Annotated in this window: 15 protein-coding genes; 7 read left to right on the top strand and 8 right to left on the bottom strand. The window is 53.3% G+C overall.

The window, feature by feature from the left end:
- The first annotated feature begins 40 nt into the window (after positions 1-40).
- From nadC to hofC, 4 genes are all read left to right on the top strand, one after another.
- Positions 41-934 carry a carboxylating nicotinate-nucleotide diphosphorylase gene (gene nadC, locus H650_RS18185; protein ID WP_044489563.1) on the top strand — a complete coding sequence of 298 codons (894 nt, stop codon included), beginning with the start codon at positions 41-43 and terminating at the stop codon, positions 932-934.
- 176 nt (positions 935-1,110) lie between these two features.
- Entirely contained in the window at positions 1,111-1,545 is a 435-nt protein-coding gene (gene ppdD / locus H650_RS18180; protein ID WP_020456560.1) for a prepilin peptidase-dependent pilin, read from the top strand.
- 9 nt (positions 1,546-1,554) lie between these two features.
- Positions 1,555-2,949 carry a type II secretion system protein GspE gene (gspE, locus tag H650_RS18175; RefSeq protein ID WP_020456559.1) on the top strand — a complete coding sequence of 465 codons (1,395 nt, stop codon included), beginning with the start codon at positions 1,555-1,557 and terminating at the stop codon, positions 2,947-2,949.
- Positions 2,939-4,141: a protein transport protein HofC gene (hofC, locus tag H650_RS18170; RefSeq protein WP_020456558.1), complete on the top strand. Its 1,203-nt coding sequence runs from the start codon at positions 2,939-2,941 to the stop codon at positions 4,139-4,141. Before gspE ends, hofC begins: the two co-directional genes overlap by 11 nt.
- A 32-nt stretch (positions 4,142-4,173) precedes the next feature.
- Here hofC and H650_RS18165 read toward each other — a convergent pair whose 3' ends face one another.
- A complete protein-coding gene (locus H650_RS18165) occupies positions 4,174-5,217 on the bottom strand; it encodes a GMP reductase (RefSeq protein ID WP_020456557.1) in 1,044 nt (347 codons plus the stop codon).
- A gap of 319 nt (positions 5,218-5,536) precedes the next feature.
- On the opposite strand from H650_RS18165, the gene coaE reads away from it, so the two are divergent.
- The 3 genes from coaE to yacG are packed head-to-tail and all read left to right on the top strand — an operon-like array spanning position 5,537 to position 7,106.
- Positions 5,537-6,157 (top strand): dephospho-CoA kinase, encoded by a 621-nt coding sequence (gene coaE / locus H650_RS18160; protein ID WP_020456556.1) that lies wholly within the window; start codon positions 5,537-5,539, stop codon positions 6,155-6,157.
- Positions 6,157-6,900, top strand: coding sequence for a cell division protein ZapD (gene zapD, locus H650_RS18155; protein WP_020456555.1), 744 nt, complete (start codon positions 6,157-6,159; stop codon positions 6,898-6,900). Before coaE ends, zapD begins: the two co-directional genes overlap by 1 nt.
- Positions 6,901-6,911: 11 nt before the next feature.
- Positions 6,912-7,106 carry a DNA gyrase inhibitor YacG gene (gene yacG, locus H650_RS18150; protein ID WP_017457937.1) on the top strand — a complete coding sequence of 65 codons (195 nt, stop codon included), beginning with the start codon at positions 6,912-6,914 and terminating at the stop codon, positions 7,104-7,106.
- Positions 7,107-7,133: 27 nt separating this feature from the next.
- Here the strand turns inward: yacG and mutT are convergent, their stop codons facing one another.
- The 7 genes from mutT to ftsQ form a co-directional block, all read right to left on the bottom strand.
- Positions 7,134-7,523 (bottom strand): 8-oxo-dGTP diphosphatase MutT, encoded by a 390-nt coding sequence (gene mutT / locus H650_RS18145; RefSeq protein ID WP_020456554.1) that lies wholly within the window; start codon positions 7,521-7,523, stop codon positions 7,134-7,136.
- Between the two features lie 59 nt (positions 7,524-7,582).
- Positions 7,583-10,288, bottom strand: a complete 2,706-nt coding sequence (secA, locus tag H650_RS18140) for a preprotein translocase subunit SecA (protein ID WP_020456553.1) — start codon at positions 10,286-10,288, stop codon at positions 7,583-7,585.
- Between the two features lie 61 nt (positions 10,289-10,349).
- Positions 10,350-10,856 carry a secA translation cis-regulator SecM gene (gene secM, locus H650_RS18135; RefSeq protein ID WP_189660075.1) on the bottom strand — a complete coding sequence of 169 codons (507 nt, stop codon included), beginning with the start codon at positions 10,854-10,856 and terminating at the stop codon, positions 10,350-10,352.
- 278 nt (positions 10,857-11,134) lie between these two features.
- Positions 11,135-12,052 carry a UDP-3-O-acyl-N-acetylglucosamine deacetylase gene (gene lpxC, locus H650_RS18130; RefSeq protein WP_020456551.1) on the bottom strand — a complete coding sequence of 306 codons (918 nt, stop codon included), beginning with the start codon at positions 12,050-12,052 and terminating at the stop codon, positions 11,135-11,137.
- A gap of 100 nt (positions 12,053-12,152) precedes the next feature.
- Positions 12,153-13,301 carry a cell division protein FtsZ gene (gene ftsZ, locus H650_RS18125; protein ID WP_007373153.1) on the bottom strand — a complete coding sequence of 383 codons (1,149 nt, stop codon included), beginning with the start codon at positions 13,299-13,301 and terminating at the stop codon, positions 12,153-12,155.
- A 61-nt stretch (positions 13,302-13,362) separates the two neighbouring features.
- Entirely contained in the window at positions 13,363-14,619 is a 1,257-nt protein-coding gene (gene ftsA, locus H650_RS18120) for a cell division protein FtsA (RefSeq protein WP_017457932.1), read from the bottom strand.
- The gene (gene ftsQ, locus H650_RS18115; protein ID WP_020456550.1) at positions 14,616-15,464 is read right to left on the bottom strand and encodes a cell division protein FtsQ; all 849 of its coding nucleotides are present in this window, start codon (positions 15,462-15,464) and stop codon (positions 14,616-14,618) included. Before ftsQ ends, ftsA begins: the two co-directional genes overlap by 4 nt.
- Between the last annotated feature and the right edge of the window lies 1 nt (position 15,465).

Genomic DNA, 15,465 nt, shown 5'->3' with positions numbered 1-15,465 from the left:
CACCTAACTTTGTGATTCGTTACCCTTTTTGGAGTTTATCATGCCGCCTCGCCGCTATAACCCCGATCACCGACGTGACGCGCTGCTCGAACGCATCGAGCTGGATATCCCCGCCGCCGTGGCTCAGGCCCTGCGTGAAGACCTGGGTGGAGAAGTCGATGCAAATAACGACATTACCGCACAATTGTTACCGCCAGAGAACCGCTCTCATGCGGTGATCATCACCCGTGAAGACGGCGTATTCTGCGGCAAGCGCTGGGTTGAAGAGGTCTTTATTCAACTGGCGGGCGATGATGTCGCCATCACCTGGCATGTCGCGGATGGCGACGTGATTCACGCTAACCAGCCGCTATTTGAGCTTGAAGGCCCTTCGCGCGTGTTGTTGACCGGCGAGCGTACCGCGCTCAATTTTGTCCAGACACTTTCCGGTGTCGCCAGCGAAGTACGCCGCTATGTGGATCTACTCAGCGGTACTAAAACACAGCTGCTGGATACCCGCAAAACGCTGCCGGGGCTGCGCACCGCCCTGAAATACGCGGTGCTATGCGGTGGCGGCGCGAACCACCGGCTGGGTCTATCCGATGCATTCCTCATCAAAGAGAACCACATTATCGCTGCGGGTTCTGTACGTAAGGCTGTTGAGCAAGCCTTCTGGATGCATCCGGATGTGCCGGTTGAAGTCGAGGTGGAATCGCTGGAAGAGCTGGATGACGCCCTGAAAGCCGGCGCGGACATCATCATGCTGGATAACTTCGCCACTGAACAAATGCGCGAAGCCGTGAAGCGTACCCATGGTCAGGCACGGCTGGAAGTTTCCGGCAACGTGACGCAGGAAACCCTGCGCGAATACGCCGAAACCGGTGTTGATTACATCTCGGTCGGGGCACTCACCAAACATGTTCGCGCGCTCGATCTGTCAATGCGCTTTCGTTAGTCCTCACTTTTGAACGGGCCACAGGCCCGTTTTTTTTGCGTGCTAACTCGCACCTTTTTTGTTGTGAACTGCAATTTCATCAACAACGCTGGAAGCCTCTTTCCCACTCTTCTTTTTGCGTCTCGCCAGCCAGTCCAGGCGCTGACAGAGTAGCGGCTCAAAACAAGGAGCCGTTTATGAACAGACAGCAAGGATTCACCTTAATTGAGCTGATGGTGGTTATTGGCATCATTGCCATTTTGAGCGCTATCGGTATTCCTGCCTACCAAAACTACCTGCGTAAAGCCGCGCTAACCGACATGCTGCAAGCCTATGTTCCCTATCGCACCGCAATCGAGTTATGCGCGCTGGAGCGCGGTGGCTTAGATACCTGCGATGCCAGCAGTAATGGCATCCCCGCGCCGACAACCACGCGATATGTTTCTGCCATGAGCGTTGCAAAAGGCATCGTCACGCTGACCGGGCAAGAGAGCCTGAACGGGCTGAGTGTGGTCATGACGCCACAGTGGAACAGTGCCGAGGGGATGCAGGGTTGGACGCGCACATGCAATACGCAAGCGGATAGCGCACTGCAACAGGCTTGCGAAGATGTTTTCCGTACCGGACGCTAAGGAGCAGCAATGAAAGAGGACAAACTTATCGCGCTCTGCCAGCGCCACAATGCGGTTGTGCTCAATAACGAAATCGATGTGCTCACTATTGCCGTTGTGGATAGCCCCAGCACAGAGCTGATGGAATCGCTGCAATTCGCGGTGCAAAAACGCATCGATATCCGCTGCTGGACACCGGAACAGATGGATAAGCACCAGCAGGTAACCGCGCAGCCCCCAGTACCGGTAATACAAGAGCCCAAAGAAGAGAGCGGCTCTGCGGTAGAAATTTTAAACCACACGCTGCAACAGGCACTGATGCTACGCGCTTCCGACATCCATTTTGAGCCCGGCGAAACCCAGTATGTCATTCGCCTGCGTGTTGACGGGGTACTGCATGCTTTAACGCCGCTCCCCGGCACACTTGCCAGCACCCTGACAGCAAGGCTAAAAGTGCTCGGTAACCTTGATATCGCCGAACGACGTCTCCCGCAGGATGGACAGTTCAATGTCGAGTTGTCAGGGCAGTCTGTTTCGTTTCGTATCGCAACCCTGCCCTGCCGCCACGGCGAAAAAGTCGTCTTACGGCTTTTGCACCAGGTTAACCAGGCGCTGGAGATCGCCGCCCTTGGTATGACGGAAACGCAAATGGCGCTCTTTAATAACGCGCTGGCGCAACCACAGGGGCTGTTGCTGGTCACCGGGCCTACCGGCAGTGGTAAAACAGTAACGCTATACAGCGCACTTCAGGCGCGTAACAAGCAGGAGGTCAACATCTGTAGCGTTGAAGATCCGGTCGAGATCCCGCTGAACGGTTTGAATCAGACGCAGATAAACCCGCGTGCCGGGTTGACCTTTCAAAGTGTGCTGCGCGCCTTACTGCGCCAGGATCCCGATATCATCATGGTCGGCGAAATCCGCGATGGCGAAACGGCGGAAATCGCCATCAAAGCCGCACAAACCGGCCACCTGGTGCTGTCGACATTGCACACCAACTCGACCAGCGAAACGCTGGTGCGCATTCAGCAAATGGGGGTTGCGCGCTGGATGATCTCTTCCGCGCTTTCGTTGGTTGTCGCACAGCGGCTGGTGAGAAAACTGTGCCCGCATTGCCGCAAGCTGGGAGTGGAAAATATCCATTTGCCCGACAATCTGTGGCCGCGCCCGCTGCCTCGCTGGCGCGCCGAAGGTTGTGAGCAGTGCTATCACGGTTTCTATGGACGCGTCGCGTTATTCGAAGTACTCGCCATCACCCCGGACGTTCGCCAGGCCATCGCCAGCGATCTCAGCGCGGATGAGATCGAACAGCGGGCACGCGCAGGGGGGATGACTACGCTTTTTCAGCATGGCTGCCTCGCCGTTGAACAAGGGCTGACCACGCTCGAGGAGCTGGTACGCATATTGGGTTTCCCTGATGGCAAGTAAACAACTCTGGCAATGGTCCGGGCTCGAAAAAAGCGGTGAACTGCAAAGTGGGTTGTTCTGGAGCGAAAACCGCACCAGCACACTGTTGCTGTTGAACCAACAGCAAATTCATCCGCTTGCGATAAAGCGCTGCGTCATACGGCGCGCACTCTGGAAGCCGGAACACAGCAGCCAGTTACTTCATCAACTGGCAACCTTACTGCGGGCAGGACTCACGTTGCCGGAAGGGTTACAACTTCTGGCTGAACAGCATCCTGCAAAGCAGTGGCGCGCATTGTTACATCATCTGGCACAAGCGCTGGAGCAGGGTGAAACCTTCTCCGCTGCACTGCGCCAATGGCCAGAAGTGTTTCCACCGCTCTGGCTGGCAATGATTCGCACCGGTGAATTAACCGGCAAGCTGGATGAGTGCTGCTTTAAACTCGCCAGCCAGCAAAAAGCGCAGCGAGAGTTAACACTGAAAGTGAAAAAAGCGCTGCGCTATCCGTTAATCATCCTCGCACTGACTGCCGTCGTGGTGCTGGCCATGATCTATCTGGTACTACCGGAATTCACCGCCATTTACCGGACATTCAATACCCCGCTGCCGATGCTGACGCGAGGTGTCATTGCGGGTGCTGCGATCATGCAGCAAGCGGCACTGCCCTTAATGGTGTGCGCATTATTAACAAGCGGTGTTTTACGGATGCTGCGCAACCATACAGGCTGGCAACGCCATCGGCAGCGGTTACTACTGGCAAGCCCGATCATTGGCCCGCTGCTTCGTGGCCAGCGCCTGAGCCAGATATTTACCGTCCTGGCACTGACACAGCGTGCGGGGATCGCGTTTTTGCAAGGGCTGGAGAGCGTACGGGAAACTCTCTCCTGCCCTTACTGGCAGGCGGTGCTGCAACGCGCGCATCAGGAAATTACTCAGGGTGCGGCTATTTCGGCAGCGTTACAACAGAGTGGTGAATTCCCACCATTGTGCATTCAGTTGGTTCGCACAGGGGAAGTTTCTGGCGCGCTGGACAGCATGCTGGAGAATCTGGCCCGGCATCATAGCGAACAAACCCAGCGTCAGGCTGATGGTCTGGCCGCAGTGCTGGAACCGCTATTACTGGTGGTTACTGGGCTTATTATCGGGGTATTAGTTGTGGCAATGTATTTGCCCATCTTTCATCTGGGAGATGCGATGAGTGGTGGCGGATAATGCAGGCGCAACGCTGTGCGCCTGCAAACTCGTCAGAGGCTATTGAAAACGCGGTTTTCCTGCTCCTGAACGCGGATAAAGGTGGTGCGTTTGGTCAGCTCTTTCAGGCGGGAAGCGCCAACATAAGTACAGGCTGAACGCAAACCACCGAGGATATCGCGTGCGGTATTTTCCACCGGGCCACGCAACGTCAGCTTCACGGTTTTGCCTTCCGCCGCGCGGTAACCTGCAACACCACCAACGTGGCGATTCATGGCGGATTCGGAGCTCATGCCATAGAAAAGCATGTATTTCTCACCGTTTTCTTCAACGATGGTTCCACCGCTCTCTTCATGACCCGCCAGCATACCGCCGAGCATAACGAAATCCGCGCCGCCGCCGAAAGCTTTCGCCACATCGCCAGGTACGGTACAGCCACCGTCACTGACAATCTGCCCCCCGAGGCCGTGAGCCGCATCGGCACACTCGATCACCGCAGACAACTGAGGGTAACCGACGCCGGTTTTTACGCGAGTGGTGCACACAGAACCCGGGCCGATACCCACTTTCACGATGTCGGCGCCGGAAAGAATGAGTTCCTCACACATTTCACCCGTGACGACGTTACCGGCACAGATAGTTTTATTCGGCCAGGCTTCACGTGCTTTAGCAACGAACTGCACGAAATGTTCTGAGTAACCGTTCGCCACATCGATGCAGACAAAATTCAGATCTGCATGTAACGCGAGGATCTGTTTGGTTTTTTCGAAATCGGCATCGGATGTGCCAGTAGAAACCATCACATGACGCAGCACATCTGCAGACTCACGCTGAATAAAGGCTTTCCAGTCTTCAACAGAGTAGTGTTTGTGTACAGCGGTAAGAATATCGAAGGACGCCAACGCTTTCGCCATCGCGAACGTGCCAACGGTATCCATATTGGCAGCGATAACGGGTACGCCGGACCAGTTCATCCCGGAATGTTTAAATGTGAATTTGCGCTCCAGTTCAACATCGGAACGGCTTTTGAGGGTAGAACGTTTAGGGCGGATAAGAACGTCTTTGAAACCTAATTTCAGATCTTCTTCAATACGCATGTGTGCAGATTCCTGGGGTTAATGGCGACATGACAAACTCACAACTCCAGTGACGCTATCATACGCGCTAATAAGGACCGTGCAAGACTGCGAAATTCTCTTTTTTTACGCTACAATCCTATAAATTTACCTGGTGAACAGGCAAGTTTGGGTTAATTGATTTCATTGTCGCTTGCTTTAATCACAACTAACTGAATAATTTAATAATTATATTAGCACTTTTGCGTTTTTCTCTTATCAGAGATGGCAAAATACCGTTACGAAAGCAGGAAAAAAGACGCAGAGTGGTGAATGGCAGGCTATTTTAGGACTAAGTGTTATGGGGTATACGGTCGCGTTAACTGGCGGCATCGGCAGCGGTAAAAGCACCGTGGCAAATGCCTTTGCTGCATTGGGTGTTAATGTTATCGACGCGGATATTATCGCACGTCAGGTTGTGGAACCCGGAACCGAAGCATTACGCGCCATTGTCGGACATTTCGGCGCTGAAATGCTGCTCAAGGACGGATCACTGAATCGTCGTTTGTTGCGCGAACATATTTTTGCATCCCCAGCCGATAAAGCATGGCTAAACGGTTTGCTCCACCCGCTTATTCAAAAACTGACCCAGCACCAGATTGCGCAAGCGACGTCACCTTATGTACTGTGGGTTGTTCCGTTGCTGGTGGAAAACCAGCTTTATGATAAAGCCGATCGCGTTTTAGTCGTCGACGTCCCGGTTGAGACACAAATTTTACGCACCATGCAGCGCGATGGTGTCAGCCGAGAACATGCAGAAAAAATTCTCACGGCTCAGGCCACGCGTGAAGCGCGACTTGCCATCGCGGATGATGTTATTGACAATAATGGCGCACCAGATGCGATAGCATCGGATGTTGCCCGCCTGCATGCAGCCTATCTACGTTATGCTTCGCAGGCCGTATCACAGGAAAAACCGTAATGCACACCCACATCCTTTTTGAACATCCGCTTAATGAAAAGATGCGTACCTGGCTGCGCGTTGAGTTTTTACTGCAACAACTTTCGGTTCATTTACCGGTGAGCGATCACGCAGACGCGCTGCACTTTTTCCGCAACGTAGGTGAATTGCTGGATGTGTTTGAGCGGGGCGATACCCGCACTGAATTACTGAAAGAGCTGGAGCGTCAGCAACGTAAACTGCGCGCCTGGAGCGAAGTGCCCGGCGTTGATCTCAATCGTATTGAGGCTATCCGCCAGCAGTTGAAAGAGAGCGGCGCTGTGTTGATGACCGCACCACGCATCGGTCAGTTATTACGTGAAGATCGCCTGATTGGGCTGGTGCGCCAGCGCCTGAGTATCCCCGGCGGATGTTGTAGTTTCGATTTGCCCACGTTGCATATGTGGCTGCACTTACCCCAAGAACAGCGCGATGCGCAAATCGAAATATGGCTTGCAAGCCTTGAACCGCTGCGCGCAACGCTATCGCTGATCCTTGATCTTATTCGCAACGCTGCACCATTTCGTCGCCAGACCAGCCTGAATGGTTTTTACCAGGATAATGGCGAAGATGCCGACCTGCTGCGCCTGCAATTGCCTTTGAAAGAGCGTTTATATCCACAAATTTCCGGCCATAAGAGCCGCTTTGCTATACGTTTTATGCCCCTCGACAGCGAAAACGGCCTGGTACCGGAGCGGCTTGATTTTGAACTGGCCTGCTGTTAAGGAGTTCTGTAATGACTGAAGCTACGATGGTTAACTGCCCAACCTGCGGCAAATCTGTGGTCTGGGGTGAAGAAAGCCCGTTTCGCCCCTTTTGCTCCAAACGCTGCCAGCTTATTGACTTAGGCGAATGGGCTGCAGAAGAGAAGCGTATTCCAAGTTCAGGCGATCTCTCCGACAGCGATGACTGGAGTGAAGAGCAGCCGTAATCGCCAACAAACCAGCTGGCGTGTTGCTTAGCGCTGCGCCAGCCTGGTAATAACGGGTTCATTCGCCGGCGGGAAATCTTCCGCATTCAGCTTATCCTGCGCTATCCACTCGCCTGGTTGTCCCTCTTTACCCCAGGGCTGCCCTTCCCAGCGCTCTACCAGCCAGAACCACAACGTGATATGGCGATCCGGGAACTGATATTCCAGCTTATCAAACAGTACCGCTTCAACAGGTGTTATACCCACTTCTTCCTGTAATTCGCGGATCATGGCCTGCTCAGGGGTTTCACCGGCTTCAATCTTGCCGCCGGGGAATTCCAGTTTATTTGCCATATGCGCATCGGCGGCTCGCCGGGTAATAAAGATTTCTCCTTGCGGATTACGGATGATCCCTACGGCGATGTTGAGTATTTTCATTCTGCAGATCCCATAAAAAAGGCGCAGATATCTGCGCCTTCGTAATTATTATTAACGCGTTATGCCAGACGCCCGTGGCACTGTTTGTATTTTTTACCGGAACCACACGGGCACGGATCGTTGCGCCCTACTTTGCGTTCGCCAGTTTGTGCGGCAAGTTCTGCCGCAGCGGCGGATTCGTCATCCTGGTGGCTCAGTTGCTGCATCTGCGCCAGACGTTCAGCTTCCTGACGGCGCTGCTGCTCCATCTCTTCCACTTCTTCCGGCATACGCACCTGTACCTTACTCAGCGTGCTGATGACTTCGTATTTCAGCGACTCCAGCATCGCAGCAAACATGGCGAAAGATTCACGCTTATATTCCTGCTTCGGATCTTTTTGCGCATAACCACGCAGGTGGATACCCTGACGCAGATAATCCATCGCCGCCAGGTGCTCTTTCCACAAGGAATCAAGCGTTTGCAGCATTACGCCTTTTTCGAAGTGACGCATCATCTCTGCGCCAACAACTTCCTCTTTGCGCTGATAGGTTTCAACCGCGCTTTGCAGAATACGTTCACGCAGCGTTTCTTCATGCAGATCCGGCTCTTTATCCAGCCATTCTGCGATCGGCAGGTCGAGATCGAAGTCGTTTTTCAGACGTTCCTGCAGACCAGGAACATCCCACATCTCTTCCAGAGACTGCGGTGGAATATGGCCATCAATAGTCGCTTTAAAGACATCTTCACGAATGCTGGTAATCGTTTCGCTAACATCAGATACGTCCAGCAATTCGTTACGCTGGGTGTAAATCGCGCGACGCTGATCGTTGGCCACATCATCGTATTCCAGCAGTTGCTTACGAATGTCAAAGTTGCGGCTTTCCACTTTACGCTGGGCGTTGGCAATGGCTTTGGTGACCCACGGGTGTTCAATCGCTTCACCCGGCTTCATCCCCAGCTTACGCATCATGCCGGAAACACGGTCGGAGGCAAAAATACGCATCAGCGCATCTTCCATGGAGAGGTAGAAACGGGAGGAACCCGCATCACCCTGACGACCAGAACGACCACGCAACTGGTTATCGATACGGCGTGATTCGTGACGCTCAGTACCGATAATGTGCAGGCCGCCCGCCGCCAGCACTGCATCGTGACGCACCTGCCAGTCGGCTTTCACTTTGGCGATTTGCTCAGGCGTTGGATCTTCGATCTCAGCCAGCTCAGCCTGCCAGCTCCCGCCCAGCACGATATCCGTACCACGACCGGCCATGTTCGTCGCAATGGTCACCGCACCGGTGTATCCCGCTTGCGCCACGATATCTGCTTCTTTGGCGTGGAATTTGGCGTTCAGAACGTTGTGTTTGATTCCCGCTTTTGTCAGCTCATTGGACACAACTTCTGATTTTTCGATGGAGATAGTCCCCACCAGCACTGGCTGTCCTTTAGCTGTACGCTCTTTAATGTCTTCGATAATCGCCTGAATTTTTTCCGCTTCAGTCATATAGACCAGATCCGGCATATCTTTACGGATCATTGGGCGGTTAGTCGGAACGACAACGGTATCCAGTTTATAGATTGAACTGAATTCGAACGCTTCGGTATCCGCAGTACCGGTCATCCCGGCGAGTTTTTCATACAGGCGGAAATAGTTCTGGAAGGTGATCGAAGCCAGAGTCTGGTTTTCATTCTGGATTTCCACGCCTTCTTTGGCTTCAACGGCCTGGTGCAGACCATCGGACCAGCGACGACCCTGCATGGTACGCCCGGTGTGTTCATCAACGATAATGACTTCGCCATCTTTCACGATGTAGTCAACATCGCGGGTAAACAGCGCGTGGGCACGCAGAGCAGCAGTGACGTGGTGCATCAGCATGATATTCGCAGGAGAGTAGAGCGACTCGCCTTCTTCCATGATGCCTTCTTTTACCAGCAGCTCTTCAATCAGCACCAGACCACGTTCGGTCAGGGTAACCTGACGCGCTTTCTCGTCTACGGAGAAGTGGCCTTCACCCTGGAAAGTGTCAGAATCTTCTTTCTCCTGACGAATCAGATGCGGGATGATTTTGTTCACTTTTTTATACAGATCGGAGCTGTCTTCCGCCGGACCAGAGATGATCAGCGGAGTACGCGCTTCATCGATCAGGATGGAGTCGACCTCATCCACCAGTGCGTAGTGCAGTTTACGTTGCACGCGTTCTTCAGGGCTGAACGCCATGTTATCGCGCAGGTAATCGAAGCCATATTCGTTGTTTGTACCGTAAGTAATGTCAGCGGCGTAGGCTTCGCGCTTAGCGACAGACGGCATGCCCGGCAGGTTGATGCCAACGCTCAGGCCGAGGAATTCAAACAGTGGACGGTTATTTTCGGCGTCACGTTGCGCCAGATAGTCGTTCACCGTTACGACGTGCACGCCTTTACCGCTCAGGGCGTTCAGGTAGGCCGGCAATGTTGCGGTTAATGTTTTACCTTCACCGGTACGCATCTCTGCAATACAGCGATCGTTAAGCACCATACCGCCCAGCAGCTGCACGTCGAAATGGCGCATGCCGAACACGCGTTTACTCGCTTCTCGCACGACGGCGAACGCTTCTGGCAGCAGGCTATCTACGCTCTCGCCTTTTTCCAGACGCGCGCGAAACTCAGCAGTTTTACCTTTCAGCTCGTCATCGCTGAGCTGCTCCATCGCCGGTTCCATGGCGTTAATCTGGGCAACAGTTTTACGCATGCGACGCAGCGTACGATCGTTACGACTACCGAATACTTTAGTTAACAAATTGGTAAGCATAATAAAAATCTCAAGCGCCCCGTTTTACGGAGCTAAAAAATGGATAAAAAGACTCGTTTTTTTAGCTGAGACGCTGAGGCCCGGCGCGGATACCTTGTACCTGGCTTATCCAGGTGGAAACGCGAAACGCGGTATGCGGTACGAAGGTGGTTTGGGCTGCAAGACGAACAATTGCTGGCGGCTTACTTTCCAGCGTCAGCAGCGCGCTGAGCGTGTCCAGCAAAGCAAGATGGTGTGCCTGAATCGGCAACGGCTCTTCCGTTGCCACCGGCAGCGCTTGCGGTACCATGGCGAACGAAAGGTGGCGAATAACGGTGCGAATGGCATGTTGGTGCCAGTAGTCGACGGTGAAATTCGGACGACGTTTGGCTTCCAGCAAGGCAAAGCTGCTGAAATTGACCGCGCTGGCGTTATCGTGATTGCGGGTCGTTTCGCGTGCTGGCTGAGCGGTTTCTGTATTGCAGGCAAGTGCAGGCAAACCAAAACTCGCCGCGACCATCCCTAATAAGAGATGCGGCCAGAAATAGCGTCTGCCAAATTGTCGCCAGCGCGTCAGTATTCCGCTCACTTGCTCCACCCTAAAATCACACCTGTCTCAAAATGCGTCAGTGTATGTCGTTTTGCGCCCCAAATCTTACCACTAAAGCCATCACGCCACAGCAGTATTCGGGCATAGCAAGGCAGAAAACTGGACAGGAAAGCAGCAGTCGCGCTAAAAAAAGCGGGAGAAAGGTTTTGAATTTAATCCGCGCACCGGCGTTTTTGATGAAATGCACAAATAAAAACGACTGGTTTCCCTGACCGGAGAGAGTGCCAGGTTAACCAGTCGATTTTGAGGTTATGGCGTTACGCCAGAACCATTGACGGGGCTTTGAATGCCAGCGGCAGTTCTGCTTCGTCTTCGAAAGTGACATATTCCCAAGCTTCCTGTTTCGCCAGAACAGCCTGCAACAGTTTATTATTCAGCGCATGACCAGATTTATAAGCGGTAAATGCACCAATAATATTGTGACCACACATGAACAGATCGCCAATGGCATCCAGCATTTTGTGGCGAACAAATTCATCTTCGAAACGCAGGCCGTCTTCGTTCAGTACGCGATAATCATCAACTACGATGGCACAATCGAAGCTACCGCCCAGGCACAGTCCACGAGACTGGAGGTATTCGATATCACGCATGAAACCGAAAGTACGCGCGCGACTAATCTGGCGCATAAACGCGTCGGCAGAGAAGTTCATTGCGTAACGTTGCGTACTGGCATCAATTGCCGGGTGGTTAAAGTCGATGGTGAAGTCGAGTGTGAAACCGTTATGCGGTTTGAACTCAGCCCACTTGTCACCGTCTTCAACGCGCACCGTTTCTTTGATGCGAACAAATTTTTTGGCGCTGTTCAGCTCTTCGAGCCCTGCATCCAGCAGCAGGTAAACGAATGGTGCTGCACTGCCATCCATAATCGGAATTTCCGGCGCGTCAACTTCAACAATAATGTTGTCGATGCCTAAACCCGCCAGAGCAGCATTCAAGTGCTCAACGGTGGAAATCCGCACGTCATGCTCGTTGACCAGACAAGTACAGAGCATTGTATCACGCACAGATTTAGCATCAGCCGGGAAGTCTACCGGTGGATTTAAGTCAGTGCGACGATAGATGACCCCGGTATTTGCCGGCGCAGGGCGCAACGTCAGTGTGACTTTTTTGCCGGTATGTAAACCGACACCAGTCGCCTGAACGATACGTTTAAGTGTCCTTTGTTTGATCATCGTATAATCTCGCCTAATTACCAATCCATCCAAATTGTATAACACAATCAGACGGCCAGTTTAGCACAAAGAGCGACGAAGCCCAACTTCCAGCAAATTCTTAATCGGCTTGTTTACGCAAAAACGCTGGAATATCCAGATAATCAGGCTCTTTGGTGGTCTGCGGCGTATTGTCGTTAACCACTTTCGCTGGTTTCTGCTCCTGCTGCATCGGCTGCATGCCGTGCTGCTGATAGCGATCCATTACCGGCTGCTGCGCTTGTTTATTGGTGACCAGGGTAATTTCCGGACGCTTGTCCATACCGATACCGGTCGCAACAACAGTAACACGCAGTTCGTCATTCATATCCGGGTCAAGGGAAGTACCGATAACCACGGTTGCGTTATCCGATGCAAACGCACGGATAGTGTTACCCACAGTCTCGAACTCATCCAGACGCAGGTCAAAGCCCGCCGTAATGTTAACCAGCACGCCTCGCGCACCAGACAGATCGATATCTTCCAGCAGCGGGCTGGAAATCGCCATTTCGGCCGCTTCTTCCGCGCGATCTTCGCCGCTGGCAACGCCAGAACCCATCATCGCGTAGCCCATTTCGGACATCACAGTACGCACGTCAGCAAAGTCGACGTTCATCAGACCCGGGCGCGTAATCAGCTCGGCAATACCCTGCACTGCGCCTTTCAGAACATCGTTCGCCGCACCAAATGCGTCCAGCAAAGAAATACCACGACCCAGCACTTTCAGCAGTTTGTCGTTAGGGATGGTAATCAGCGAGTCCACATGCTTGGACAGCTCAGTAATCCCCTGCTCCGCAAATGCCATACGCTTCTTGCCTTCAAAATTGAAAGGCTTGGTCACGACAGCAACGGTCAGGATACCCAGATCTTTTGCAACTTCAGCCACTACAGGTGCCGCACCGGTACCGGTACCGCCGCCCATTCCCGCTGCGATAAAGACCATGTCAGCACCTTCCAGCGCAGCGCGCAGCGCTTCACGATCCTCTTCCGCCGCGTTACGGCCAACTTCAGGGTTTGCCCCAGCGCCCAGACCTTTGGTGATACCACCACCGATCTGAATGGTTTGCCCCACCGCTGTTTTACGCAACGCCTGCGCGTCGGTATTCACCGCGAAGAACTCAACCCCTTCGATGCGCTCGCGCACCATATGCTCTACGGCGTTACCGCCGCCGCCACCGACGCCGATGACTTTAATCACCGCGTCGTTGGTTAATTCCATCGGTTCAAACATAATCTCTCTCCGTTGTGCCTGTCGCCTGAAACCGCTAATTCTCTACGGTCTCTGAAAAAAATTAAAACTCTTTTCGCAGCCAGCTGTTGATTCTTTTGAACCACGAACCCACTGACACGCGTTTTTCAACTTCTGCTTCACCACTTAAATGGGTCTCTTTCCCGTAGTGCAGCAGCCCCACCGCCGTTGAATAATACGGCTCCTGGGCGTAATCCGTTAAGCCAGTAATATTGAGCGGCGCACCAATACGCACCTGTGTATGGAACACGCGCTGCGCGCAGGCCGCCAGGCCTTCCATTTGCGCAGCACCGCCAGTCAACACAATCCCCGCCGCCAAATGATGCTTCACACCTTGTTGGCGAAGCTGTTCTTGTAACTGCAAAATTTCGTCGTTCACCAGGTTGAGCAGCTCGGTGTAGCGCGGCTCGATAACGTCTGCCAGCGTCTGACGCTGCAGGCTACGCGGCGGACGGCCGCCGACACTCGGCACCTCAACGCTCTCGTCTTTGCCAACCAGCGACCCCAGCGCACAACCATGGCGAACTTTAATCGCCTCTGCATCGCTCGGCGGTGTACCAAAGGCATAGGCAATGTCGCTGGTTACCACGTTCCCGGCATAAGGGATAACTTTGGTATGACGCAGCGCACCGCCGGTATAAACCGCCATATCCATTGTACCACCGCCGATGTCGACAACGCAGACACCCAGCTCACGTTCATCTTCAGTCAGCACGGAGTAGCTGGAAGCCAGTCCGGCAAAAATAAGTTGGTCAACTTTCAAACCACATCGTTCAACGGCTTTAACGATGTTTTTCGCCATGTCGTTATGGCAAGTAATCAAATGCACTTTCGCCTGCATGCGTACGCCGGACAGACCTACCGGGTTTTTGATCCCTTCCTGGTAGTCGATAGCGTACTCCTGCGGAATCACATGTAAAACACGGTGTTCATCGCGCACGCGGACCGATTTAGCCGTATGCACCACGTTTTCCACATCTTCCTGCGTAACTTCTTCTTCCGAAATCGGCACCATACCAATTTCGTTCTGACAGCTAATATGTTTCCCCGAGAGCGCAAGGTAGACCGATGAAATCTGGCAATCGGCCATCAATTCAGCCTGATCGATAGCGCGCTGAACGCATTTCACCACCGATTCCAGATCGTTCACTCCGCCTTTATCCATCCCACGAGACGGACAACTGCCTACGCCAATGATATTCACAATACCGTCGGGCAGAACTTCCCCTACTAAAGCGGCGACCTTCGCGGTGCCAATCTCCAGTCCTACTACCAGTTTTCTGTCCGTCGCCTTGATCATTGTTGCTCTGCCTGTGCCTGATTCTGTTGTGCCTGATTTTGCTGCTGATTCGGTTCCTGAACAGGGGCCGCTTTCCAGCCTACGGCCGCACCTGAGTCATAGCGTAAATCCACGTAGCTAATCTCTTTGCCATCCGTTTGCGCCTGTTGCTGGAGCACCGGGTAGAGTTCCACAAAGCGCGCCAGACGTTTCATCGTATCGCCACGGCCCAGATTAAGCTTGATGTCATTGCTGAGCGTTACTTGCCATGAACGCCGCGCGGTCATCGCCGCCTCTTTTAACGTGAATTTATCCTTTGCCAGCACTTGCCCCATGTCACGGTAGCCCTGTAATACTTCGCTTTCACTCCCTTCAGGGCCGTACAACATCGGTAAAACCTGTTTACTGGTACGTTCGGCCGGCACGCTAAATGCGTTGCCGTCCACATCGACCATATGTTGATCATTCCACCGTGCAATGGGCACATATTCAACCAGATGAATCTTCAATTCGTCTGGCCACTGTTTTCTGACGCTCGCCTGCTTGATCCAGGGCAGACGTTCTATCTGGCTTTGAATGATATTAACGTCCTGCGTCATAAACGTGCCGGGCGCGCCCAACGCCAAAATAGACTGGCGAATATCATCGTTGCGGGTGTAATGGCGATCGCCTGTCAACACCAGCTTTGATAACGGCAAACGCTGCGCGTCGTCCATCCAGCCCAGTACCACCCAGCCACTCACCAACACAGTGCACAGCACCGTCAGCAGGAATAGGATACCTGCAAGACGCGTTCCATTGTTGCGGCGGGAGATTTTAACAGCCTCCGCTTCGCGGTTTCGCGTGTTCAGCGCAGCCTGTGACATA

The sequence above is a fragment of the Enterobacter sp. R4-368 genome (genome assembly GCF_000410515.1).
In the GTDB taxonomy this organism is placed as follows: domain Bacteria; phylum Pseudomonadota; class Gammaproteobacteria; order Enterobacterales; family Enterobacteriaceae; genus Kosakonia.
This window is presented reverse-complemented; position numbering and strand designations above follow the sequence as displayed.